Genomic DNA, 22,754 nt, shown 5'->3' on the forward strand with positions numbered 1-22,754 from the left:
CGCCAATCCTGTTGCCATTCCGGCAAAACGCACGCCGAGAGCGAGGAACGACAGGACGCGGCGACACCGGTCGGCACGGCACCGTCACAGCACCCGCGCTCGTCGTCCGGCAACGTTCGTGATCGCCAGGACACCGCCCACCGACTGGGCGCTTTTGTCCCGTCGACGGTTCCCCGGGCCGCAGGTAGTCTCCCACCGGCCGCTGCTACCCCACATTCCGGCAGCATCGCCACCTGCCGGTATCAGCGCGGAGGGCACCTCATGGCTAAACTTGTCCGGTACCTGACACTACTCGTCATGGGTGTCTCCCTGCTGTTCCCGTCCACCGGAGCGGCCTCCGCGGCCCCGGCGGACGCCACCGCGCCCGGCGCCACCGCGGGATCCTGGCAGCCACCCCTGTCCACGCGTGGGCGCTACATCGTCGACGCGAACGGCGACCGCTTCCGGTTGAAGTCCGCCAACTGGGACGGCGCCCAGGGCTCCTGGACGGGCAGTGGCAGCGAGGCCGACAGCGCCAATCACCACGCCGGGCAGAACTCCTACGGCATCCCCCTGGGCCTGGACCGCGTGCCCTTGGCGCAACTGACGGCCGACTTCCACCAGTTGGGCATCAACAGCATCCGGCTGCCGTTCTCCAACGCGATGATCCATGACACCACCGCCGTACCGGACGCCGCCGTGGCGGCCAATCCACAGTTGCGCGGCCGGACGCCGCTCCAGGTGTTCGACGCCGTGGTCTCCGCGCTGACCTCGGCCGACTTCGCCGTCATCCTGAACAACCACACGAACACGTACCGTTGGTGCTGCGGGGTCGACGGCAACGAGCGGTGGAACAGCAGCCAGTCGACCCAACAGTGGGCGGACGACTGGGTCTTCATGGCCCGCCGCTACGCCGCCGACCCCCGTGTGGTGGGAGCCGACCTCTACAACGAGGTACGCCGTGACGTCTGGGACGACCCGAACTGGGGCAGCGGCGACGCGCACGACTGGTTCGCCGCCGCTCAGCTCGCCGCCGACCGCATCCTCACCGAGGCCGACCCGAACCTGCTCATCGTCATCGAGGGCATCAACTGGACCGGCCTGCCCATAGACGGATTCGCCCACGGCCGCCCCCTGCTCACCCCCGCGCGCACGCTGTCGCACACCCTGGTGGCCGCCCACAAACTCGTCTACTCGGCCCACTTCTACGGCTACACCGGCCCCCACCACAGCGGTGCCACCGGCCTCGGTGAGACCAGCGACCCCCGTTACCAGGACCTCAGTCGCGACGCGCTGTTCCAGGCCCTCTACGACGAGGCGTTCTTCGTCTCCCAGGACGACGGCAAGCACTACACCGCCCCTGTGTGGATCAGCGAGTTCGGCATCGGCGCGGGTGAGACCGGCGCCGCGGCACGCACCTGGTTCGGCAATGTGACCGACTATTTCGCCGACCACGACGCCGACTTCGCCTACTGGCCCCTGGTCGGCTGGCAGGGGCACGACGACTGGGCCCTGCTGCGCTACGACACGGACGGCACCCGGCACGGCCTCCTGGACGACGCGGACTGGCGCGGCGCCGGGTGGCAGCGGCTGATGTCCGCCTCCTCGCTCACCGGTCCGGTCGCCCGGGTTCCCGCTTGGCAGATGCTCGCCACCGACCACGGCGACTACGTCGAGTCCGTGCGGGTGCGCGGCACCGGCGACTGGGACCCGGGAGCCGCCAAGGCTGCCTGCCCGGACGGCCTGCGGCTGATCGGCCTCGGGCACACCTCGGGCCGCGGGCTGTGCACGGACGTCACCGCGGGCGACCTGCGTGCCGCGGACGGCGCCCAGTCGGTCGTCACCGACGAACGCAACGTCCCCCAGGGCGGCGACTGGGCCTCGGGATACACCAAACTCCAGTGCGCCCAGGGCCAGTTCCTCATCGGCTACAGCCACCGGGGTGTGCGGACGTCGGCGGCCCTGTGCGCTCCCGCCGGTGGCGCACTGGCCGGCGCGGGACGCACCGTGTGGTTCGACCGGTCCGACAACCGGCCTGGCGGCGCCGGCGGCGGTGACTTCGCCGGCGGCGACTACAAGGGCCAGTGCGCGGACGACGAGTACGCCGCGGGCATCGCCTACACCGACCGCGTCGGCAGCTCGCCGGGCCCCGCGGCCCTGTTCTGCCGCGAACTGGCCCACTGACGTGGGTCATTGACCTCGCCGGCGAGGAGGGGGCGCGGGAGCGGCGGATGTCTCAAGAGGGCGGCGGGAGCTGGTCGGTCAGGTCGAGGTGGGGTTCGAAGGCCCGGAGCAGGAGTGAGCGCATGCGGTCCGGCTGCATGTCGGTCGAGTTGGCGAGGATCTGGATCGCCAGGCCGTCGACCATGGCGGTGAACCGGTCGGCGAGGGCCTCGATGTCCGCGTCCGGTGCCAGGCCCTCGGACCGGCACTCGTGCAGCACGTCCACCACGACCCGGTACCAGCCCGAGTAGATCCGCCGCTGCGCGGGCCGCAGACGTGGCTCCAGCATCGCCTGGTTCCAGAACTGGATCCACACCGACCATTCGTCGATGTCGTCGGCGGCGAGCGGCAGTTGGACCTCGATGAGGCGGCGCAGTTTGTCCCGCGCGGACGTCGCCCGGCCGAACTCCTCGTCGAGCCGGGTGCGGAACCGCTGGGCGTAGTACTCCAGCGCCGCGTGCAGCGTGGCTTCCTTGCTGGGGAAGTGATAGTGCACCGTCGCCGTGCTGGTCCCGCAGTAGCGGGCGATGTCCGAGACACGCACGTTGTGGTAGCCCCGGCGCGCGATGAGGACGGTCGCGGCCTCCAGGATCTGCTCCCGGCGTTCCTGCGCCGTCACCGGCTGTGCCCGGTCCCGGCCCGCGTCGGGCGGGAGTACGGGCTCCGGGCCGGTTCCCTCGACGAGATACGCGGTGGACACCCCGCAGGCCTTCGCGATGGCGGCGACCTCCTCCTCGCGCAGCCGCCGGGTCCCGCGCAGCGCCTTGGACAGGGCGGTCGGGTCCATGCCGATGCGGTGGGCGAGTTCGCGCTGGGAGACGGCGGCGGCCCGGATCGCCGTACGGACGCGTTCCGGCAGATCGGCGACGGTCGCGGCCGGCCGCTCTTCGATGCTGGTCATAACCCGGTCAGTATGTCAGGCAAGGCGGTTCACCCCAGGTGCCCGACGGCCGCCAGGGCGCTGATCACCTCGGCCGCGGCACGCTCGCCGGACGAGATCGCCCCGTCGATGTAGCCGTTCCACACCGAGGCGGTCTCGGTCCCCGCCCAGTGGACGAGCCCGGACGGTTCCCGCCAGCCGTCCCTGCCGTGGCGGGTCCAGCCGCCCGGGGTCACGAAGCACTCGTAGCCTCCGATGGTCCAGCCGGTCCGCGGCCAGATCTTCTCGACGTAGTCGATGGGCTGAGCAGCCCGGGGTCCGGCCGTCGCGGACAGGGCGGCCAGCACCTCGTGGCGGCGCTCGGTGTCGGTGCCTGCGGACCAGCGGTCGAGCCGGTCGCCGTAGACGAAGGCGACGAGCACGCCGTGCGAGGCGTCCTCCGGGGAGTTGTCGAAGACGACGCCGACCGGGCTGTCGCCGTAGAGCGTCGCGATTCCGGAGCGTCCGGCCGTGCGCCAGAAGGGTTCCTCGTACACGGCGTGCACCTTGGCGACCCGGCCCATCGGCGCGTGGCTCACCCAGCCGCGCCGTGCGGCGGGGAGCACCGGGTCGAACGTGATCCGTCCGATCGCCGCCGGGGGGACGGCGACGACGGCTCGCCGCGCGCGGACGACGGTGTGGCCTGTGTATGCCTCCACGCCGTGCGTGGTCTGCCGCAACGACAGCACCGGTTCGCCGGGGCGGACGCGACCGCCCAGCGACTTCGCGAGCGCGTGGGCCACCGCGTCCGCCCCGTCGGAGAACCGGGCGTCCTGGGCGCAGCCGCGGGTCTCCATCAGCTGTTCGTACCCGCCGCCCGAGGCCAGGTAGAACAGCACGTGGAAGAAGGAGATCTCGCGCGGTTCGGCACACCAGACACCCTCGATCGCGAGCGCCAGCCTGAGCAGGGCGTCCTCGTCGTCGGTCTGCGCGCGGAAGAAGTCCTCGGCCGACAGGGCGTCGAACTCCGCGAACCGCGGGGTGGACCAGGGCAGTTCGAGGTCGACGGTGCGGGCGAGGTCGTCGAGCAGGGCGGTGACGCGTTCGTACTCCTCGATGCCCGGTCCGGTGTCCGGTGCGCCGCCCGCGTAGTCGACGCGGGTGCCGTCGGCGCGGATCTCGACGTGCCGGCCGGTCTCCCAGGTCGGGAACGTCCGGCAGCCGAACCGGTCCGCCAGCGCGTGGAACCGCCGCTGGCTCGGCCCGATCCACTGTCCCCCGTGGTCGATGCGCACCCCGGACGGACTCACCTCGCTGAACACACGGCCACCCACGCGGTCGGCGGCCTCCAGTACGACCACGTCGACCCCGGCGTCGGCCAGCCGCCACGCGGTGCTCAGCCCCGCGTAGCCGGCGCCCACGACCACGACCTCGGTGTTCACGGCAGAAGTTTCGAGTGATGTCACGCCGGCCACCGTGCCGCAACACTGACTCATGAGTCAAGACACTCCACAGAATTGCGATCCAAGCCTTGACAGCGCCTCCGCACGCAGCCAGTCTGACTCGCCAATCAGTCATTGCGTTTTGTTGTCGGTACCCGTAGACGACTAGATCGGGAGTGGCAATGACCTCTAATTCGCAATATCAGCAAGGCACGGCGTCGGCACCTGCGCAGGACGTCGGTCGTACCGACAAGGGCCTGCGCACCGGCGCGCTCGGCATGGCCACCAGCCTGATCCTCGCCGTGGCGTCCGCGGCGCCCGCCTACAGCCTCACCGCGACGCTGGCCTTCGTCGTCGGATACGTCGGCTTCCAGGCTCCGGCCGTGGTGGTGCTCGCCTTCGTCCCGATCCTGTTCGTCTCCTTCGGCTACGCCGCGCTCAACCGACGCGATCCGGACTGCGGCACGATCTTCACCTGGGCCACCCGCTCCCTGAACCCGAGTCTCGGCTTCCTCGGCGGCTGGGCGATCATCGCGTCCTTCGTCCTCGTGATCGGCAGCCTCGCGCAGGTCGCCGGACAGTACGTGTTCCTGCTGTTCGGCGCGGAGGGCATCGGTTCCGCACCGGCGGACTGGCGGGTGCTGCTGGCCGGACTCGGCTGGCTCGCGCTGATGACCCTCGTCTGCTACCGGGGGATCGAGATCGCGGCGGCGGTCCAACGCGCCCTGCTGTTCCTGGAGTTCGGCATGCTCGTGGCCCTGTCCGTCGTCGCGCTCGTCAAGGTGTACGCCGGCTCCGCGCCGACCGGGACCCGGCGGCTGAGCCTGTCCTGGCTCAACCCGTTCGAGGGCGCGTCCCTGAGCGCTTTCGTCAGCGCGCTGGTGCTGATGCTGTTCATCTACTGGGGATGGGAGACGGCACTCACCGTCAACGAGGAGACCACCGACCGGCACCGCATCCCCGGCCGCGCCGCGACCTGGTCCACCGTGCTGCTGGTCATGCTGTACCTCCTGGCCACGTTCGCCGCGATCTCCTTCGCCGGCATCGGCGACTCCGGGATCGGCCTGAACAACCCGGACAACTCCGGGGACGTCCTCTACGGCTTCGGCACCGCGGTGTTCGGGTCGAGCGGTTTCGGCTCGGTGCTGTGGCACCTGCTGATCCTCATGGTCCTCACCTCGGCCGCCGCCTCGACGGAGACGACCGTGCTGACCCTGAGCCGCACGATGCTGTCGATGGGCGACCAGGGCGCTCTCCCCCGCGCACTGGCCCGGGTGCACCCGCGCTTCCGCATCCCGCACGTGGGCACGATCGCGGTCGGGGTCATCGGCGCGGTGGTGTACGTCGCGCTGAACTTCCTCGGCCACGGACTCGTCCTCGGCGACGCGGTGTCCGCCTGCGGGGTGCTGATCGCCTTCTACTACGGCCTCACCGGCCTCACCTCCGCCTGGGTGCACCGCGCCGGACCACGCGCCAAGGCGACGGACCTCTGGCTGACCGTCGTCCTCCCCGCTATCGGCGGGCTCGTCCTGCTCGCCGCGGGAGCGTGGAGCCTGGTCCAGGCGTGGGATCCCATCAACAGCGGTACGAGCTGGTCGCTCCCGTTCTCCTCGGGAACTCACGTCGGCGGCACATTCATGATCGGCACCGGGACGCTCGTGCTCGGACTGCTGGCCCTGCTCGTCTGCCGGCGCCTGTATCCCGCGTTCTTCGAGCGCCGGTCAACTCCCGCGGCTCAGGCCTGAGTTCGGACCCTCCGCCCTACGACCCCCGAGGTTGATCACTCATGACCCTGCCAGGCACGGGGCAGCCCTCCTATCAGGTCGTCGATCCCGCGACCGGCGACCCGGTCCACTCCTTCCCCTACGCCACCGATGCCGAGGTCGCCGAGATCCTGGACGCCTCGCAGGCGGCGTACCTCGACTGGCGGGAGCGCGCCGTCGCCGAACGCACGGATCTCGTCCGCCGAGCGGGCGCCGCTCTCCTACGGCGTTCCCGCGAACTGGCCGCGACCATGCGGCTGGAGATGGGCAAGCCGCTCTCCGAGGGGACCGACGAGATCGAGTACTGCGCGTCGATCTTCGACTACTACGCCGAGCAGGGCCCCGCTCTGCTCGCGGACGAGGATCTCGCGACCCGCGGCGAAGGGCGTGCGGTCGTGCGGCCCCGTCCGATCGGCCCGCTGCTGGGCGTCATGCCCTGGAACTACCCCTGCTATCAGGTCGCGCGCTTCGCCGTCCCGAATCTCGTGCTGGGCAACACCGTGATCGTCAAGCACGCCGAGTCGGTCCCGCTGACCGCCCGCGCACTCGAGGAGGTCCTCCTCGACGCGGGGCTGCCGCACGGGACGTACCTCAACGTCTTCGCCACGCACGAGCAGGTCGAGACCGTCATCGCCGACCCCCGGGTCCAGGGCGTGTCGCTGACGGGATCCGAGCGTGCGGGATCGGTCGTCGCCGCGACCGCGGGCCGGCACCTGAAGAAGTGCGTGCTCGAACTCGGCGGATCCGACCCGTTCATCGTGCTCGACTCCCCCGACGTGACAGCCATGGCGGCGCTGGCCTGGCTGACACGGATCCACAACAATGGCCAGGCCTGCACCTCGAACAAGCGCATGCTCGTGATGGCCGACATCTACGACGCGTTCGTGACCGCGCTCGTCACCGAGGCCGAGGCCGTCGACCCCGCCGTACACCCGCCGTTGGCCTCTCGCGCGGCGGCGGAACACCTCGCGGCCCAGGTCGAGGACGCGGTCTCCAAGGGCGCCCGCCTGCTCGCCGGCGGTGTCCTGTCCCCTGACCGGTCGGCCCGCTACTCGCCCGCCGTCCTCGTGGATGTCACGGAGGACATGCGGGCCTGGCACGAGGAACTCTTCGGACCGGTGGCCGTCGTCCACCGCGTGACGCACGACGAGCACGCGGTCGAACTCGCCAACGCCACCCCGTACGGACTCGGCGCCGCCGTGTTCAGCGCCGATCCCGAGCGGGCCCGCCGCGTCGCGGAGCGGCTGGAGACCGGCATGGCGACCATCAACTCCCCGTCCGTGGACGGACCCGAACTCCCCTTCGGAGGCGTCGGACGTTCCGGCTTCGGCCGCGAACTGGGCGCGGGAATGGGCGAGTTCGTGAACAGACGGCTCGTCTGTACGGCGGTGCGGGCCCATGCCTGACCAGTTCGGCACCGCAGACGGCAGCTCCGGCCCGCCCGGGATTCCCGTACCCGAGCCCCCCGAGACCGGGAGACCGTCCGTGTCCTTTCCGCAGGCCTTCGTCGACCCCTCGTCCGTCGCCGTCGTCGGTGCCACCGAGGACCGCGCCAAATGGGGTCACTGGCTCGCCACCGGTGCCCTCGCGGGAGCCGGCCGGCGGCAGGTGTGGCTGGTCAACCGCCGTGCCGCGCAGGTCCTCGGGCAGCCCTGCCGCGCGACGGTGGGTGACCTGCCGGGGACCCCCGACCTGGTCGCCCTGTGCGTGCCGCCGGAAAACGTCCTTCCCGTCGTCCGGGACGCCCTCGCCAAGGGCTGCCGCGCGTTCCTCGCGATCACCGCGGGACTCGGCGCCGACGAGGCCGAACTCGCCGCGCTGCTGCGCGAGTCGGGCGCGCGGATGATCGGGCCGAACAGTCTCGGGCTGTTCAACGCCGCTACTCAACTCCGGCTCACCTGGGGGGACTTCACGCCCGGGCGGCTGGCGATCGTCTCGCAGAGCGGTCAGCTCGGCTCCGAGATCGCCGGCCTCGGCGCACGGGCCGGACTGGGCGTGTCCCGCTTCTGCTCGGTCGGCAACCAGCTCGACGTGGGAGCCGCCGACGTACTCGAATCCCTCGTCGCCGACGAGCACACGACCACGGTGGCGCTCTATCTGGAGAGCTTCGCCGACGGGGCACGGATCGTCACCGCCCTCGACGCCCTGCGCCGCGCGGGCAAACACGCCCTGCTGCTCACCACCGGTGCCAGCGAGGGCAGCCGTCGGCTCGCGCGGTCCCACACCGGTTCGATGACCTCGGCGCTCGACGTCGTCGACGCGGCGTGCCGCGCCGCCGGAGCCCTTCGCGTGGCGACGCCGCGTGAACTCGTCGACGCCGCACGGGTGTTGGACGCGACCGCGCCACCGGGCGGACGCCGGGTCGCGATCATCAGCGACAGCGGCGGGCAGGGCGGGATCGCCGCCGACCTGGCCGCCGGCCGGGGACTTCGTGCGCCTGTCTTCACCGACCGGCTACAGGCCGGCCTGCGTGCCCTGCTCCCCGCCACCGCGGCGGTGTCCAATCCGGTGGACCTCGCGGGCGCCGGGGAAGCGGATCTCCAGGTCTACGCGTGGGTCACCGAGTTGGTGGCCGCCTCCGGCGAGGTCGACTCGATCGTCCTGTCGGGATATCTCGGCCGCTACGGCGAGGACACGCCGAGCCTCGTGGACGCCGAGTCCGCCGTGATCGACCGCCTCGGCCGCCTGGGTCGCCTGGGTCGCGGCCACCGGACGGACGCGGCGCGCGTGCCCCTGATCGTGCACAGCATGAGCGCCTCATCGCCCGCGGTCACCCGGCTACGGGAGCACCGCGTCCCGGTCTTCGACACCATCGACGCTGCCCTGGGCGCGCTGGGCCACGTGACCCGGCTGGGCGGACAGCCCCGCCCCGCGCCGATGACCGTACGGACCGGAGCGGCCGCCCCGACGCCGGGCTACTGGGCGGCTCGTACGTTCCTCACCGCACTCGGCATCGCGATGCCCGAGGCGAGGCGGGTCACCGACGCGGCCGGGTTCGCGGAGGCCTGCGCGTCCCTGCGACCGCCGCTGGTGCTCAAGGCCGGCTGGATCGAGCACAAGAGCGAACACCAGGCTGTCAGAACCGGGTTGGGCCCGGACACCGCCACTGCCGTGTTCCGCGAGATGTACGGACGGCTCGGCCCCGGCGAGTATGTCGTGGAGGAGCAGGACACCCGGCCGGGCGTCGTCGAGATGCTGATCGGCGCCCGCCGGGACCGTGACCTCGGTCCGACCGTGACCGTGGGCCATGGCGGGGTCCACGCCGAACTCTGGCGTGACGTGTCGTTGGAGCTGGCACCGGTCGACCGGCGGACGGCGGCCGGGATGCTCGACCGTCTGCGCTCGCGTCGGCTGCTGGACGGCTGGCGGGGACAGCCGGCGGTCGACCTCGACGCGCTGATCGACGCGATCGTCGCCGTGTCTGAGGCGATCGCGGCCACCTCCGGCGTGGCGGACATCGAGGTCAACCCGATCCGGGTCGGACCCGAGGGCGCACTCGCCGTGGACGCGCTCGTCGTCTCCAGTACCGCTAGTACCGCCAGTACCGCCAGTACCGCAGAAGCCGTACCAGAGACAACCGGGGTGAACGGCCACCGGAAACCCACCGAGGAGCAGGAGATATCGCGTGAGCACGTCCACTGAGCCCTGGCCGCTGACCGATGAGCAGCGGGCGATCGTCGAACTGTGCCGGGAATTCGCCGCGAACGAGATCCGGCCGCGCGGACGCGAGGTCGACGAGCGTGACATCGAGTCACCGCTGGACATCTTCCGGGCCGCGGCCAAGGTCGGCATCACCGACTTCATGCTGCCCGAGGAGTACGGCGGGGGCGGTTTCACCGATGTCGTGACCCAGTGCCTGGTCCAGGAGCAGATGTGCTGGGGCGACCCGGGCATCGGCAACTTCGTCTGCTCCAACGGGTTCTTCGCCGACCCGCTGCTCGCGCTCGGCACCGGGGAGCAGAAGGCGGAGTGGTTGCGTCCGCTCGCCGGTCCGAACCCGCTCCACACCGCGCTGGCGACGACCGAACCCGAAGCGGGTTCCGACGCCGCGTCGATCGCCACCACGGCCGTCCGGGTCGAGGGCGGCTACGCGATCAGCGGGCAGAAGGTGTGGATCTCCAACGCGGGCCTGGCCGACCAGTACGTGGTCTTCGCCAAGACGGACCCCGGCCGGGGCTCCTCCGGGGTCACCGCCTTCCTGCTGCGCAAGGGCGCCGAGGGGATGAGGTTCGGCGAGCCCATGCGCAAGATGGGCCAGCGCGCCATCGTCTGCCGCGAGATCTTCTTCGACGACGTCTTCGTGCCCGAGTCCGACCGCCTCGGGGACGAGGGGCAGGGCTTCCGCGGGCTGATGAGGACGTTCGACATATCGCGGATCGTGCTGGCCGCCGCGGCGACCGGAGCGGCGCGTGCGGCCTACGAGTACGCGCTCGGCTACGCCCGCGAGCGCAAGCAGTTCGGCAAGCCGATCATCGAGCACCAGGCCGTCGCGTTCCGGCTGGCCGACATGGCGACCCGAATCGAGTCCGCGTGGCTGCTGACCCTGCACGCGGCACGCCGGATGGACGCCGGCGCGGATGCCACGAAGCTCGCCGCCATGGCCAAGCTCCAGGCCTCGGAGACTTCGATGGCGGTGACCTGGGGCGCCGTTCAGACCCTCGGCGGCTGGGGCTACTCCCGCGAGTTCCCCGTCGAGCAGTGGATGCGCGACGCCAAGCTGGAGGAGATCGAGGAGGGCACCTCGGACATCATGCGGCTGATCATCTCGCGACGCCTCTGACGGCTCTGACGCCTGTGACGTCCTCGCCCCTTCCCCGGCAACAGGAGTGACATGACCTTCCAGAACGAGTTCACGGAGATGTTCGGGGTCGAACATCCCGTCGTGTGCGGCGGAATGCTCGCGGTGGGCACCGCCGAGCTGATCTCGGCCGTGGCGAACGCCGGTGCGTTGGGGTTCCTCAGCGCGCTGACCCAGCCCACCCCGGAGGCGCTCGCACGGGAGATCACGCGCTGCCGTGAACTGACCGACAAGCCGTTCGGCGTCAACCTCACCATCCTGCCCACCATCGAACCGGTGCCGTACGACGACTACCGGGCGGTCATCATCGACTCGGGTGTGAAGGTCGTGGAGACGGCGGGCAGCAACCCGGCACCGCACCTGCCGGCGCTCAAGGAGGCCGGGGTGAAGGTCGTCCACAAGGCCGTCGCCGTCCGGCACGCGCTGAAGGCCGAGGCACTGGGCGTCGACGCCGTCAGCATCGACGGGTTCGAGTGTGCCGGGCACCCCGGTCAGGACGACGTCCCCGGCCTCGTCCTGATCCCGGCCGCCGCCCGCAGGCTTCGCATCCCGATCATCGCGTCCGGCGGCTTCGCCACCGGCTCCGGGCTCGTCGCGGCCCTGGCGCTCGGGGCGTGCGCGATCAACATGGGGACCCGGTTCGAGGCGACCGAGGAGGCGCCGATCCACCCGAACGTGAAGGCCCGGATCGTCGCGAACGACGAGCGCGGCACCCAGATCGTGTTCCGGGAGTTCGGCAACACCGCCCGGGTGGCGCGTAATTCGGTCTCCCAGGACATCGCCCGCCTGGGCGCGCGACCCGGGGCCGGCTTCTCCGACGTGGCCGAACTCGCCTCCGGGAAACGCGCCAGGCAGCGGGTAATGCGGGAGGGCGATGTCGAGGGCGGCATGTGGTGGGCCGGTCAGGCGCAGGGCCTCATCGACAGCGTGGAGAGCTGCGAGACGGTGGTCCGCACGATAGTCGCGGACGCCGAGAGCATCATCCGCGACCGCCTCCGGCGCCAGCTCGTGCCGTCGGCCGACATGAGCCCGGCAGTGGTCGGCTGACCGGTCGGCCGCCCCCGGCACGCCATCGACCGCACGTCCTCGCCGCCGCCTTCGGCAAGGACCTCCCCGTCCAACTGAAGCCGTACAGCAGCTACTTCTCCATGCCCAACCAGGCCGGCTGTCAGGACAACTCCGGTACCTACGGCACGTACGACCTGAAGAAGGGGGCGAACCACTGGACGCGACGGGCGGCAAGCGGGTCGAGGGAACGGGTACGGACTAGCGGCGCCCGCCACGGCGGTCCGCGAGCCGGTGGACCGCCGCGATCAGCGTGTCCACCTCCCCGTGCGTGTTGTAGAAGGCGAACGAGGGCCGGACGGTGGCCTCCAGGCCGTACCGGCGCAGGATCGGCTGCGCGCAGTGGTGGCCCGAACGCACCGCGATGCCCTCCTCGTTGAGCGCGGTGCCGACCTCGGCCGGCTCGTAGCCGTCCAGGACGAACGACACGATGCTCGCCTTGTTCGGGGCCGTGCCCACCAGCCGGAGCCCCGGCACACCGCGCAGGCCCTCGGTGGCGTGCTCGACCAGGGTGTGCTCGTACGCGGCGATGTTCGGCAGGCCGATGCGCTCGACGTAGTCGATGGCCGCGGCCAGGCCCACCGCGTCGGCGATGTTGCCGGTGCCGGCCTCGAAGCGACCGGGCGGCGGCTGGTAGCTGGACTTCTCGAAGGTGACGTCGGTGATCATGTTGCCGCCGCCCTCCCACGGTGGCATGTCCTCAAGGACCTCCCGTTTGGCGTAGAGCACCCCGATCCCGGTCGGCCCGAACAGCTTGTGCCCGGAGAAGACCAGGAAGTCCGCGTCGAGCGCCCTGACGTCGATCGGCAGGTGCGGGACCGACTGCGCGGCATCGACCAGGACGCGTGCCCCGGCGCGGTGTCCGATCTGGATGACCTGCTCGACCGGCACGACGGTGCCGAGCGCGTTGGACATCTGGGTGACCGCGACGAGCTTGGTCCGGTCCGACAGGAGCGCGGTGTACTCGTCGAGCAGCAACTGCCCGTCGTCGTCGACCGGGATCACCTTGATCACCGCACCGGTCTGTTCCGCCAGCATCTGCCAGGGCACGATGTTGGCGTGGTGCTCCAGATGGGAGATCACGATCTCGTCGCCCGCGCGGATGTGCGCGGGACCCCATGCCTTGGCGACCAGGTTGATCGCCTCGGTGGTGCCCCGGACGAACACGATCTCCTCGGCGGAACCCGCCCCCACGAACCGGGCGACGGTCTTCCTGGCACCCTCGTAGGCGTCCGTCGCCCGGGCGGCCAGCTCGTGCGCCGCCCGGTGGATGTTGGAGTTCTCCCGCGAGTAGAACTCGACCAGCCGGTCGATCACCGCCTGCGGTTTCTGCGTGGTCGCGGCGTTGTCCAGCCAGATCAGCGGACGGCCGTTGACCAGCTCGGACAGGATCGGGAAATCCCGGCGGACCGCCTGCACGTCGAACGCCGGGTGGTGGTCGAGCGGCAGTCCCGACGGCGCACCGGATACGTCGGGTTCCTGGACGAAGTAGTACGGCGCGGTCGTCGCCGTCGGTGACAGCGGTTCGGAGAGGGGCGGCAACCCCAGGTGCCCGAAGCCGGGGAGCTCCGGCGCCCGAGCGGGGTACCCGGGTGCCTCGGCGAGAAAGTAGAACGGTCCCGGGTCGGGCAGCCGGGCCGGTGTGGACGACAACGGGGCGGGCTGCGGCCCCGGGGACACCGGCGGGGCCGTCGGCTCCGGGGTGGGTCCGGCGCCGCCGGGCGAACCCACCGTATGCGGGTTCGCCGTGTACGTGGTCAGGGCGCTGGTCGGGGGCGGCCCGGACGGCGGGCTCATCCCTGCGGTCGGCGCCGGGGGCGGCGGGTCCATGGACGGCAGACCGGTCGGCATCGGAGGTGAAGGGTTCGTGGTGGGCGTGCCTGTCGGCACCGGAGGCGCGGGGTCCGCGACCGGTGGACCCGTCAGGACCGGAGGAGACGGGTCGGCGGCCGGCGGGCCCGTCGGCGTCGGCCACTGCGTCGGGCCGTCGACGACCGGAGCCTCCGTGCCCGCCGGCTGTGCCGTGTCCGCCGGCTGCCCGGGGAGTGCTCGGAAGAACTCCCCGGCCATCCGGCTCAGCGTCTCCTCGTCCGGCAGCCACGCCGGGGCTGCTGTGTCACCAGTGGGTGAGGGCGTGGTCATGGTTACCGGTAACTCGGGGCGTAGTCATGGAACTTGTCCACCTCGACGTCGTCCAGCACGGCGAGGGCGTCCTCCGTGAGTACCGCGAGCGAGCAGTACAGGGAGATCAGGTAGGAGGCGATGGCACTGCGGTCGATCTGCATGAAGCGCACCGACAACCCCATGCCCTGCTCCCCCGAGAGCCCGGGCTGGAACAGTCCCACCACGCCCTGACGCGACTCGCCGGTCCGCAACAGGATGAACTTCGTCTTCCCGTTCTCCAGCGGCACCTTGTCCGACGGGATGATCGGCAGACCGCGCCAGGTCAGGAACTGCGAGCCGAACATGCTCACCGTGGCCGGCGGTACACCGCGCCGGGTGCACTCCCGGCCGAACGCGGCGATCCCCTCCGGGTGGGTGAGGAAGAAGGCCGGCTGCTTCCAGACCTTCGTGATGAGGGCGTCCAGGTCGTCCGGCGTCGGCGGCCCGGCCATCGTGGAGATCCGCTGCGTGTCCGCCGCGCTGGCCAGCATCCCGTACTCCGGGCTGTTGATCAGCTCGCCCTCCTGATGCTCCTTCACCGCCTCGATGGTCAGCCGCAGTTGCTGTGCGGTCTGGTTGTGCGGGCTGGAGTACAGGTCGGAGATCCGGGTGTGGAGGTCCAGGACCGTCTGGACGGCCTTGAGCCGGTACTCCCGGGGTTCCCGTGCGTAGTCGACGAAGGTGTCGGGCAGCGGCGACTCGTCGTAGTTGTCGCACTCGATGCGTACCGACTCGGGGTGAACGACGTTGTTCACCCGGTAGATGCCGGCCTCGACCGGGACCCAGGACATCAGATGCACCAGCCAGCGAGGCGTGATGGAGCTCATCTGGGGAACGGTCTTGGTGGCGTTCGCGAGGGTTCGCGCCGCGCTGTCGCTCACCGACATGGATCGCGACGGCGGATTCACAGCCGTGGTCATGCGACATCTCCTTTCCGCGCCCGGAGACCGGGCACGCGTGACGGGGTGAGATCGCCGACGGGAGGCGTGCGGCCGCGATCTCTCGCACCCACTATCGATTCACCGTCGCAGTAGGTCCGGTAATGGTCCAATGCGTGTTTTCGAGGCCGTCATCGACGCGGTCTATGATTCGCAAATGATCGACTTGAGTCGGTTGCGCGTTTTGGTCGCCGTCGCCCGCGAGGGTTCGATCACGGCGGCCGCCGAGGCACTTCACTACGCACAGCCGTCGGTGAGCCATCAGCTCGCCAAGCTCGAAGCCGAGGTCGGCATGCCGCTGTTGCAGCGCATGGGGCGCGGTATCCGGCTCACCGAGGCCGGCCGGCTGCTGGTGGACCGCGCCGAGTCGATCCTCGCGCAGGTCGAGTCGGTGCACGCGGAACTGGACGAGCTGGCCGGGCTGCGTACCGGCCGGGTACGGCTGGCGGCCTTTCCCTCGGCGTTGGCCACTCTGGTGCCGCTCGCCGCCGCCCGCGTCTCCGACCGGTATCCCGGCATCGAGCTGACCTTGCGGGAGGCCGAACCACCGGACGCGCTCAACGCCCTGCGCAACAACGACGTCGACGTGGCGCTGATCTTCGAGCACGGCGACCCACCCCAGAGCGATCGCCGCGACACCACCATGACACCGCTCCTCGACGAACCGTTGTACGTGGTCACGCCGGCCGACCGCTCCTGGGACGGGTGCCGGACCGACCTGGCCACCTACGCCGACACGCGCTGGATCGCCGGCTGCGAACGCTGCCGCGAGCATCTCGTCGCGGCCTGCGGGCGGGCCGGGTTCTCACCGATCGTCGAGTTCGAGACCGACGACTACGTCGCCGTACAGGCACTCGTCGCGGCCGGACTCGGCGTGAGCCTGCTCCCCGGACTCACCCTCCTCGCCAACAGACACCCGGGCGTCAGACTCCACCGCATCGACGGCATGCGCAGACAGGTCGCGGCCGCCGTCTACGGCAAGCCGCCCGCGTCCCAGCCCGCCCAGGTGCTCCTCGACGCCCTCGCCGCGACCCTCACCGAACCGGAGTGGCCGGCCTGACGGCACGCGCAGGCGCGGAACGTGCTTCACGGTGATCGTTCCCGAAGCCGTCGCGTGCTCAACTGCCTGGTCTGGCAGGGCTGTTGGGCAAAGGTGAGTCAGTCCTGCGGCGGCACCGACGGGTCAGCCGCCTGCGACCCGGCACCGGGCGCGTGGAAACAGGCGCTGACCGACTTGCCGTGGCGGCAGGAGTGCGACTCCCAGGTATCGGCCACCGCGTCCACGAGGAGCATGCCGCGTCCACCGAGACGATCCGTACTGGCCTCGCGGGGAGTGGGCAGGTCGCCGGACTTGTCGTGCACGGAGACGTGCAGACAGTGGTCGTCGCACGTCATCACCAACTGGGCGCTGCTGTGGGCGTGCCGGTGCGCGTTGGTCACCAGCTCGGAGACGGTGAGCAGGACGGCGTCCACCGTTTCCGGAGCGGTGGTAGTCCAGTCCATCGCCTCAAGATGTCCGCGCGCCCAGTCCCGGGCCGATTTCACTTCGCTGTTCAACGGAAGCGTGCGGGCCCAGCCCACCACCCGGAGTGACGAACCTTCCACAGCGATCATTCCTCCTTGGGTGACGCGGGCCGCTGGGCGGGTGGCGTGTGCCGCTCGGCTCACTCCCCCCGGCCACGCGGGCGCGGAGCGGGTGTGCTCAACGGCGGCCGCGAAGTCTGCCCAACAGGCGCCGGGCCTGGGCCTGGCGGCGCGGGTCGGCAGCGGCTCGGCGTACTTGTTCCACTGTGCGTCGCCCCTGGGGACTCCTGGCGAACCTCTTGATGCGCTCCATTACGCCCGACATGACACTCCTTCTCCTCAAAGCACCGTGCTCATCGCTGTCTCGACTACCCCCGCCCCGCCGACTCAGCCCTGTCACCTGGTGGTTGCGGAATACCAAGGTGTGCCAGGAGATGAGCCAAGGTGTGTCAGGAGATGATCCGAAGCCGCCCGTGGGACCCGTGCCGGAGTTGGTCGAGGGCCTGGGCCGTGCTGTCGTCCGCGGGAAGGAGCACGATCAACTGCTGGGCGTCCGAGGGGAGTTCGAGCGTCTCGCGGAGCAGTCGGAGTTCGCACCCGGACGGGTGGCTGAGGCGGAGTGCCCCACGCCGGGGAACCACATGCCGGTTCAGGCGGCGGGTGAAGTCGGGGCCGGCGACGCGGGCGAGTTCCGTGGTGAACCACTCGGAGTTCGCCACGGACGGTCCGAGCCACAGGTCGAAGGCCTGCTCGTCCGCGATGTCGTCCCAGTCCGTGAAGAACGTCCGTGCGCGGGGGTCGGTGAAGACGTAGCGCGTGAGATTCGGTGTGTCCGCGTCGAGCAGTCCGGTCCCGCGCGTCACCGACTCGTAGCCGCTGGTGTGGGCGAGGACGTCGCCCAGCCGGTTGGTGACCATGGCGATGCCCGGTTCCAGCAGGCGGAGCGTCTCCAGGACGGACGGGCGGACCTCGCGGCGTGGTGGTGCGGGTCGCGTGTGGGCGGAGCACTCGCCGCCGGTGATCTTCGTGAGGTAGCGCAGGTGGTCGCGCTCCGAGGAGTTGAGGCTGAGCGCGTCGGCGAGCGCGTTCACCACCGCCACCGAGGGATTGCGGTCGCGGCCCTGTTCGATGCGGGTCAGGTACTCGACGCTGATGCCGGCCCGCGCGGCGAGATCCGAGCGCCGTAGACCCGGTGACCGGCGGCGGCCGTGATCGGGCAGCCCCAGCGACTGCGGCTGGATGTTGTCTCGCGTGGTCCGGAGGAAATCCCCCAACGGCGAACCCATGCCGTGAGTTTACGGCGCCCCCCGGCGGGCGCGGAGTGCTCAGCGTGGCCCTGCGGGGGCAAGCCTGAGCACGGTCTGGCTCGGTGCCCGGTGCGGTCCGATCGTGGTGGGCATGGACAACAGACCTCAGCTGGTGATCGTCGTCGGAAGCACGCGCGAAGGACGGTTCGGCCCGGTGGTGGCCTCGTGGGTCGAGGAACAGGTCGGCCCGCACGGCGTCTTCGAGGTGGAGGTCGTCGATCTGGCCGCCGTCGACATCCCGTTGGCACTGCCCGCGGCCTCGCCGAAGTACGCCGGCGACGACTACCCCCGCCCGGCCGGGATGACGGCACTGACCTCGGCGCTGACACGCGCCGACGCCTTCATCGTGGTCACGCCGGAGTACAACCATAGCTATCCCGCCTCATTGAAGGCGGCCATCGACTGGCACTTCACCCAGTGGGCGGCCAAGCCCGTCGCCTTCGTCAGCTACGGCGGTGCCGCGGGCGGCCGGCACGCGGTGCTGCACCTGGAGAACGTACTGACCGAACTCCACGCGGTGACGATCCGCGACGGCCTCTCCTTCCCGTACTACTTCACGGCGTGGGAGGACGGTCGTCCGCTCGATCCCCAGGCCCCTGTGTACGCCAAGACCGTGCTCGACCAGCTGGCCTGGTGGGCGGTGGCACTCCGGTCGGCGCGGGACGCCGTGCCCTATCCGGGGTGAGCGGCCGGTCCGCTCGGCTTCGCCGCGGCGGCCAGGCCGGGTTGGAGGCGGCGGGCGGCGTTGAGGTGGTCGGCGGTCCAGATGATGCGGACGGCTGTCGCCGTGGCGTGTCCGTCGTCGCCGCGCAGGTCACGGCGCAGGGAGTGGACCAGGCGTGCCTCCTCCCCGGGGTCGCGTGGGAGCGGAGCTGGTACGGCGGTGTGCCGGCCGAGGCCGACGGCCAGGTCGCGGTACCAGTCGGCCAGCCGGCCGACGGTGTCGAGCAGGGTGAGCCGGGCCTCGGAACGGTCGGGTTCCATCGGTTCCTCACCACCGTTGCGCTGCCACAACTCCAGTACCGCGTCCGAGGCGAGACGCAGTCCGACGATCCCGGTGACCAGGGTGGTCATGTCGGACAGCCGCACCGGCTTGGCGCCGCGTTCGGCGAGGTAGCTGCGGAAGGCGTCGTCGAGCCGGCGGGCCGCGGCGGCCGCCTGCCGGCCCGCCTCCACCGGGGCATCGGTCGGAATGCACCCGATGCTGCAACGGCTGGCCGCGTACTCCACCGCGTCGGCGAGGTAGCGGGCACTCTCGGTGTACGCCGCCGACAGCGCCTGCTCTACGGCGGCCGCGGCACCGCGCGGCCAGAAGAACAGGCCCACCAGGACGCTCACCCCGCACCCGAGGGCGATGTCCTCGATCCGCAGCAGCACGATGTGCCAGTCGGGGTCCTGGCCGATGTTGAACAGGATGACCAGGGTGACGGTGAAGGCCGCCTGGCCCGCCGCGAACGAGATGGCGGCGGGCGCGATGCCGGCGATGAGCACGGCGACGGGGAGCAGGAACCAGAGCACGGTGCTGTGGTCCCCGATGAGCTGGAGCAGTCCGGTCCCGATGAGAGAACCGGCGAGTGTGCCGCCCAGGGCCCTGAGCGCGTTCTGCCCGGTGTTGAGCGCGTTGGAACGCAGCACCGACAGGGTTCCCAGCAGGATCCAGAACGAGTGCTGGGCACTGGTCAGGTTCGCCAGCGCCACCGCGATCCCGAGGCCGAGCGCACCCCGGAGGCTGTTGTGCAGCCACACCGAGCGCGGCTCCAGGTGGGCGGCGGCGCGCTCGACGGCGGAGGCCAGCGGCTGGGTCAGCGCGCCGGGTTCCGTGCCCAGCAACCGCTCGGGCCAGCTGCGGCGCTCGGCGGCCGCGGCCAGGTCCACGTTGCCGGCGATCTGGAGGGTGGCGTACCCCAACTCCTGGGCGCGGAACGACAGATCGAGGGTTTCGATGAAGGCGCGGACCTCCGACTCCGTGCCGGGTTTCGGCCGGTGCACGGGCAGTCGGTGGGTGGCGCGGAGTTCCATGCCGTCCATGGCCGTACGCAGGTTCGCGAGGGCGGCGCGGAGGGCGTCGGGCGCGTTGCGCGGGGCGTCGAGCATGTCGGCCGCCTCGTCCAGGGCCGTGGCCGCCGCACGCCGTACGGCGTGCGCGTCGGCGTCGCAGGCTTCGCGGTCCTCCAGGGGCGGGCCGCTGTCGGCCACGATGGCGCTCAGCCAGGTCAGTTCGTCGACCAGCCGGACCAGAGCGCGGGAACCGGCGGACAGGCCTGTGGGCCGGTAGAGCGTGGCGTCGAAGGCGGTGCGCAGGTCCGCCGCCGCGGCGGCGGCCTGACCGGCGGTGACCTCGCACTGCCGGATGGTGGCCGCCTCCGGCCCGCCGGCCAGCCACGAGACGTCCGTACGCAGTTGTGCCGCGGCCGCGCGGCAGACCCGGGCGGCGGGTGCGCTGAGCGGGTCCGCGGCGGGCCGGGGCCACAGCAGCGAGATCGCGAGCATGGCGGCAGCCGCCGCGAGGCCCGCTCCGGCGAGCCGTTCGGGCAGCTGGGACAGCGGGGCGGGCGAGGTCACCGGGAGGATGAAGGCCAGCAGCAGCGCGGTCGTCGCGCCCGCGAGGACGGAGCTGACCACACCGGAGAACAGCACCAGGAAGCCCACCACGACCATGACGGTGACCGCGAGCCAGGTCGTCGGGGCCACCAGCGAGCCGAGGCAGATGAGCACCGCCCAGGCCACGGCCAGACCCACGTGCGCCCGCAGCCGCTGCACCATGGGTCCGGTGAACTCCACCAGCAGAAGCATCGAGAACGAACCGAACGCCGCGTAGGTCGCCATCGTCGAGGAATGCAGCACCTGGCTGCACAGGGCGAACAGCGCGGGCATCACCAGCGCGGTGCGCGCGGCCCGGCGAGTGGCCACGAGTCCCGGATCATGGTCGCGCAACCAGGTGGGGATCCGCCCGGGCAGACGGCGCCAAGGTACGTCCATGCGCTCGCGCACCTCCTGTCGGCACAGCACACCTGTGCCCCGCCGTTCACGAGTATCCGGCATTCACGGTGCCCGCACAGTGCGCCGCGTGGAGGTCCGGGGCGTGGGAGTGGCGGGACGGCGGTCGCGCTCGCCCCGGTGGGTCAGGTCCCCGGGCCTTCCCTCGATCGTCGTCCGGAGTCTGAACCGGCGCCCGCTGCGCTGAGAAGGGCGGCTGTCTCGGGATGGGGACCGTTGCCCGCCCAGTCCAGGGGCGACCAGCCCGCGCCGTGATCTTCCCGTACGTTCGGATCCGCGCCGTGGGCCAGTAGCTCGCGCACCGTCTCGGTGTGCCCCCAACACGCGGCCGCGCACAACGGCGTGCCCTCCGCGCCGATTCCGCTGCTCTCGGTGTCGGGCGAAGCACCGGCCGCCAGGAGCAGCCCTGCGATCGCGGCCTCTCCGTTCACCGCAGCCGCGTAGAGAGGTGTGGTGCCCTCGCTGTTGGCTCGCTCCGGGTCGGCTCCGGCCCGCAGTACGGCAGACACAACGGCGGTGTCACCGCCTTGTATTGCTCCGAAGAGACGTCCGGAGAGCTTCTTCCGCTGCCGCTGGTTCATGGGCCGAGATTAGGGTTGGGCCGCGAGGCAGAGCCACTGATATCCGCCGCCCTTCAGCTCGTACGCCGACCAGGTCATGATGGTGGTTATGGCGTTGTCGACGGCGTTCACGAAGCTGTTCGGTGTGCAACACCCCATCGCACTGGCCCCGATGGGCGGATCAGCCGGCGGCGCACTGACCGCAGCGGTCTCCCGCGGAGGCGGACTGGGGCTGCTGGGCAGCGCGAACGGCGACCGCGACTGGCTGGCCCGCGAAGTGGCCATCGTCGCCGAACAGACCACAGAGCCTTGGGGAATCGGGTTTCTCACCTGGCAGACAGACATCGCCGCGGTCGAGCACGCGCTGGAGTACAACCCCGTTGCCGTGATGCTGTCCTTCGGGGACCCGAGCCCGTTCGCCGAACGGATACGCCGGGCAGGTGCGGCACTGATCATTCAGGTGACCGACCTGGAGGAAGCCCGGCGAGCGGTGGACCTGGGTGCCGACGTCATCGTGGCCCAGGGATCCGAAAGCGGCGGGCACGGCGCCCGGCACGGTCGCTCCACCCTGCCGTTCGTGCCGGTCGTCGTGGATCTCGCGGCTCCCGTGCCCGTGCTCGCCGCGGGGGGCATCGCCGACGGCCGCGGCCTGGCCGCCGCGCTCGCCCTCGGAGCCGCCGGAGCACTCATCGGCACCCGCTTCCAGGCCACGGCCGAAGCCCTGGTCAACCCGTCGGTCAGCACAGCCATCATTCAGGCGCGCGGAGAGGACACCGAGCGCAACAGCATCCTCGACATCGCCCGAAACTCCCCCTGGCCAAGGAAATACACCGCCCGCACCCTCGGCCATCCCTTCCTCGACGAGTGGCGCGGCCGCGAGGCCGAACTCACCACCGACCCCCACGCCAGACAGGCCTACCAAGTCGCCCTGTCACAGGGCGACATACCCGCCCTGCCCGTGTGGGCCGGCGAAGCCGTAGACCTCATCAACGACCTGCCCGCCGCAGCCGACCTCGTCAACACCCTTGCCACACAAGCCGAGAACGCACTCGCCCGTGCCGGAAAGGAGTGAGCCAACCCCACCGGACCGTGCGCCCTCCTTCTCGAATTCCGCGGACAGCGATAACCCTGTGCAC

Annotated in this window: 17 protein-coding genes; 9 read left to right on the forward strand and 8 right to left on the reverse strand. The window is 70.9% G+C overall.

Features of this window, described 5'->3' with window-relative positions; genetic code table 11:
- Window positions 1-297 precede the first annotated feature (297 nt).
- Entirely contained in the window at window positions 298-2,163 is a 1,866-nt protein-coding gene (locus tag OG714_RS02635; RefSeq protein ID WP_406118213.1) for a glycoside hydrolase family 5 protein, read from the forward strand.
- Window positions 2,164-2,215: 52 nt separating this feature from the next.
- Here OG714_RS02635 and OG714_RS02640 read toward each other — a convergent pair whose 3' ends face one another.
- Window positions 2,216-3,103, reverse strand: coding sequence for a TetR family transcriptional regulator C-terminal domain-containing protein (locus OG714_RS02640; RefSeq protein ID WP_406118214.1), 888 nt, complete (start codon window positions 3,101-3,103; stop codon window positions 2,216-2,218).
- 29 nt (window positions 3,104-3,132) lie between these two features.
- Window positions 3,133-4,527, reverse strand: coding sequence for a flavin monoamine oxidase family protein (locus tag OG714_RS02645; protein ID WP_406118215.1), 1,395 nt, complete (start codon window positions 4,525-4,527; stop codon window positions 3,133-3,135).
- A 158-nt stretch (window positions 4,528-4,685) separates the two neighbouring features.
- Between OG714_RS02645 and OG714_RS02650 the strand changes: the two genes are divergently transcribed.
- The 5 genes from OG714_RS02650 to OG714_RS02670 all read left to right on the forward strand — a co-directional run bounded on the left by OG714_RS02650 (window position 4,686) and on the right by OG714_RS02670 (window position 12,111).
- Entirely contained in the window at window positions 4,686-6,248 is a 1,563-nt protein-coding gene (locus OG714_RS02650; RefSeq protein ID WP_406118217.1) for an APC family permease, read from the forward strand.
- Window positions 6,249-6,289: 41 nt separating this feature from the next.
- Complete coding sequence (locus tag OG714_RS02655; protein ID WP_406118219.1) at window positions 6,290-7,672, forward strand: NAD-dependent succinate-semialdehyde dehydrogenase; 1,383 nt, start codon at window positions 6,290-6,292, stop codon at window positions 7,670-7,672.
- 79 nt (window positions 7,673-7,751) lie between these two features.
- Complete coding sequence (locus tag OG714_RS02660) at window positions 7,752-9,908, forward strand: acetate--CoA ligase family protein (RefSeq protein WP_406118221.1); 2,157 nt, start codon at window positions 7,752-7,754, stop codon at window positions 9,906-9,908.
- On the forward strand, window positions 9,892-11,046 hold the full coding sequence (locus OG714_RS02665; RefSeq protein WP_406118223.1) for an acyl-CoA dehydrogenase family protein: 1,155 nt from the start codon (window positions 9,892-9,894) through the stop codon (window positions 11,044-11,046). The genes OG714_RS02660 and OG714_RS02665 overlap by 17 nt, the downstream gene beginning before the upstream one ends.
- A 51-nt stretch (window positions 11,047-11,097) precedes the next feature.
- Window positions 11,098-12,111, forward strand: a complete 1,014-nt coding sequence (locus OG714_RS02670) for an NAD(P)H-dependent flavin oxidoreductase (protein WP_406118225.1) — start codon at window positions 11,098-11,100, stop codon at window positions 12,109-12,111.
- Window positions 12,112-12,330: 219 nt separating this feature from the next.
- On the opposite strand, the gene OG714_RS02675 is transcribed toward OG714_RS02670, so the two are convergent.
- Complete coding sequence (locus OG714_RS02675; RefSeq protein WP_406118226.1) at window positions 12,331-14,271, reverse strand: family 2A encapsulin nanocompartment cargo protein cysteine desulfurase; 1,941 nt, start codon at window positions 14,269-14,271, stop codon at window positions 12,331-12,333.
- Window positions 14,272-14,273: 2 nt separating this feature from the next.
- Window positions 14,274-15,212, reverse strand: coding sequence for a family 2A encapsulin nanocompartment shell protein (locus OG714_RS02680; RefSeq protein WP_406118227.1), 939 nt, complete (start codon window positions 15,210-15,212; stop codon window positions 14,274-14,276).
- 175 nt (window positions 15,213-15,387) lie between these two features.
- Between OG714_RS02680 and OG714_RS02685 the strand changes: the two genes are divergently transcribed.
- Window positions 15,388-16,290 (forward strand): LysR family transcriptional regulator, encoded by a 903-nt coding sequence (locus OG714_RS02685; RefSeq protein ID WP_406118228.1) that lies wholly within the window; start codon window positions 15,388-15,390, stop codon window positions 16,288-16,290.
- A gap of 98 nt (window positions 16,291-16,388) precedes the next feature.
- Here the strand turns inward: OG714_RS02685 and OG714_RS02690 are convergent, their stop codons facing one another.
- Window positions 16,389-16,844, reverse strand: coding sequence for an ATP-binding protein (locus tag OG714_RS02690; RefSeq protein ID WP_406118229.1), 456 nt, complete (start codon window positions 16,842-16,844; stop codon window positions 16,389-16,391).
- Between the two features lie 359 nt (window positions 16,845-17,203).
- Window positions 17,204-18,040, reverse strand: coding sequence for a helix-turn-helix domain-containing protein (locus tag OG714_RS02695; RefSeq protein WP_406118230.1), 837 nt, complete (start codon window positions 18,038-18,040; stop codon window positions 17,204-17,206).
- A 112-nt stretch (window positions 18,041-18,152) separates the two neighbouring features.
- Here OG714_RS02695 and OG714_RS02700 point away from each other — a divergent pair, with 112 nt between their 5' ends.
- The gene (locus tag OG714_RS02700; protein WP_406118232.1) at window positions 18,153-18,746 is read left to right on the forward strand and encodes an NADPH-dependent FMN reductase; all 594 of its coding nucleotides are present in this window, start codon (window positions 18,153-18,155) and stop codon (window positions 18,744-18,746) included.
- On the opposite strand, the gene OG714_RS02705 is transcribed toward OG714_RS02700, so the two are convergent.
- Both OG714_RS02705 and OG714_RS02710 read right to left on the reverse strand, forming a co-directional pair.
- Window positions 18,734-21,040 (reverse strand): FUSC family protein, encoded by a 2,307-nt coding sequence (locus OG714_RS02705; protein ID WP_406118233.1) that lies wholly within the window; start codon window positions 21,038-21,040, stop codon window positions 18,734-18,736. The two genes, OG714_RS02700 and OG714_RS02705, sit on opposite strands and share 13 nt — an antisense overlap.
- Window positions 21,041-21,183: 143 nt before the next feature.
- Entirely contained in the window at window positions 21,184-21,639 is a 456-nt protein-coding gene (locus OG714_RS02710) for an ankyrin repeat domain-containing protein (RefSeq protein WP_406118234.1), read from the reverse strand.
- A gap of 88 nt (window positions 21,640-21,727) precedes the next feature.
- Between OG714_RS02710 and OG714_RS02715 the strand changes: the two genes are divergently transcribed.
- Window positions 21,728-22,690 carry an NAD(P)H-dependent flavin oxidoreductase gene (locus tag OG714_RS02715; protein ID WP_406118236.1) on the forward strand — a complete coding sequence of 321 codons (963 nt, stop codon included), beginning with the start codon at window positions 21,728-21,730 and terminating at the stop codon, window positions 22,688-22,690.
- Window positions 22,691-22,754: the final 64 nt, after the last annotated feature.

The sequence above is a fragment of the Streptomyces sp. NBC_00989 genome, from assembly GCF_045162655.1.
Lineage (GTDB): Bacteria > Actinomycetota > Actinomycetes > Streptomycetales > Streptomycetaceae > Streptomyces.

Coding starts and splice junctions, on each gene's coding strand:
- OG714_RS02695 (WP_406118230.1), bottom strand. CDS start 18,040: ATGGGTTCGCCGTTGGGGGATTTCCTCCGGACCACGCGAGACAACATC.
- OG714_RS02715 (WP_406118236.1), top strand. CDS start 21,728: ATGGCGTTGTCGACGGCGTTCACGAAGCTGTTCGGTGTGCAACACCCC.
- OG714_RS02640 (WP_406118214.1), bottom strand. CDS start 3,103: ATGACCAGCATCGAAGAGCGGCCGGCCGCGACCGTCGCCGATCTGCCG.
- OG714_RS02680 (WP_406118227.1), bottom strand. CDS start 15,212: ATGACCACGGCTGTGAATCCGCCGTCGCGATCCATGTCGGTGAGCGAC.
- OG714_RS02710 (WP_406118234.1), bottom strand. CDS start 21,639: ATGAACCAGCGGCAGCGGAAGAAGCTCTCCGGACGTCTCTTCGGAGCA.
- OG714_RS02655 (WP_406118219.1), top strand. CDS start 6,290: ATGACCCTGCCAGGCACGGGGCAGCCCTCCTATCAGGTCGTCGATCCC.
- OG714_RS02635 (WP_406118213.1), top strand. CDS start 298: ATGGGTGTCTCCCTGCTGTTCCCGTCCACCGGAGCGGCCTCCGCGGCC.
- OG714_RS02685 (WP_406118228.1), top strand. CDS start 15,388: ATGATCGACTTGAGTCGGTTGCGCGTTTTGGTCGCCGTCGCCCGCGAG.
- OG714_RS02700 (WP_406118232.1), top strand. CDS start 18,153: ATGGACAACAGACCTCAGCTGGTGATCGTCGTCGGAAGCACGCGCGAA.
- OG714_RS02650 (WP_406118217.1), top strand. CDS start 4,686: ATGACCTCTAATTCGCAATATCAGCAAGGCACGGCGTCGGCACCTGCG.
- OG714_RS02670 (WP_406118225.1), top strand. CDS start 11,098: ATGACCTTCCAGAACGAGTTCACGGAGATGTTCGGGGTCGAACATCCC.
- OG714_RS02675 (WP_406118226.1), bottom strand. CDS start 14,271: ATGACCACGCCCTCACCCACTGGTGACACAGCAGCCCCGGCGTGGCTG.
- OG714_RS02705 (WP_406118233.1), bottom strand. CDS start 21,040: ATGGACGTACCTTGGCGCCGTCTGCCCGGGCGGATCCCCACCTGGTTG.
- OG714_RS02690 (WP_406118229.1), bottom strand. CDS start 16,844: ATGATCGCTGTGGAAGGTTCGTCACTCCGGGTGGTGGGCTGGGCCCGC.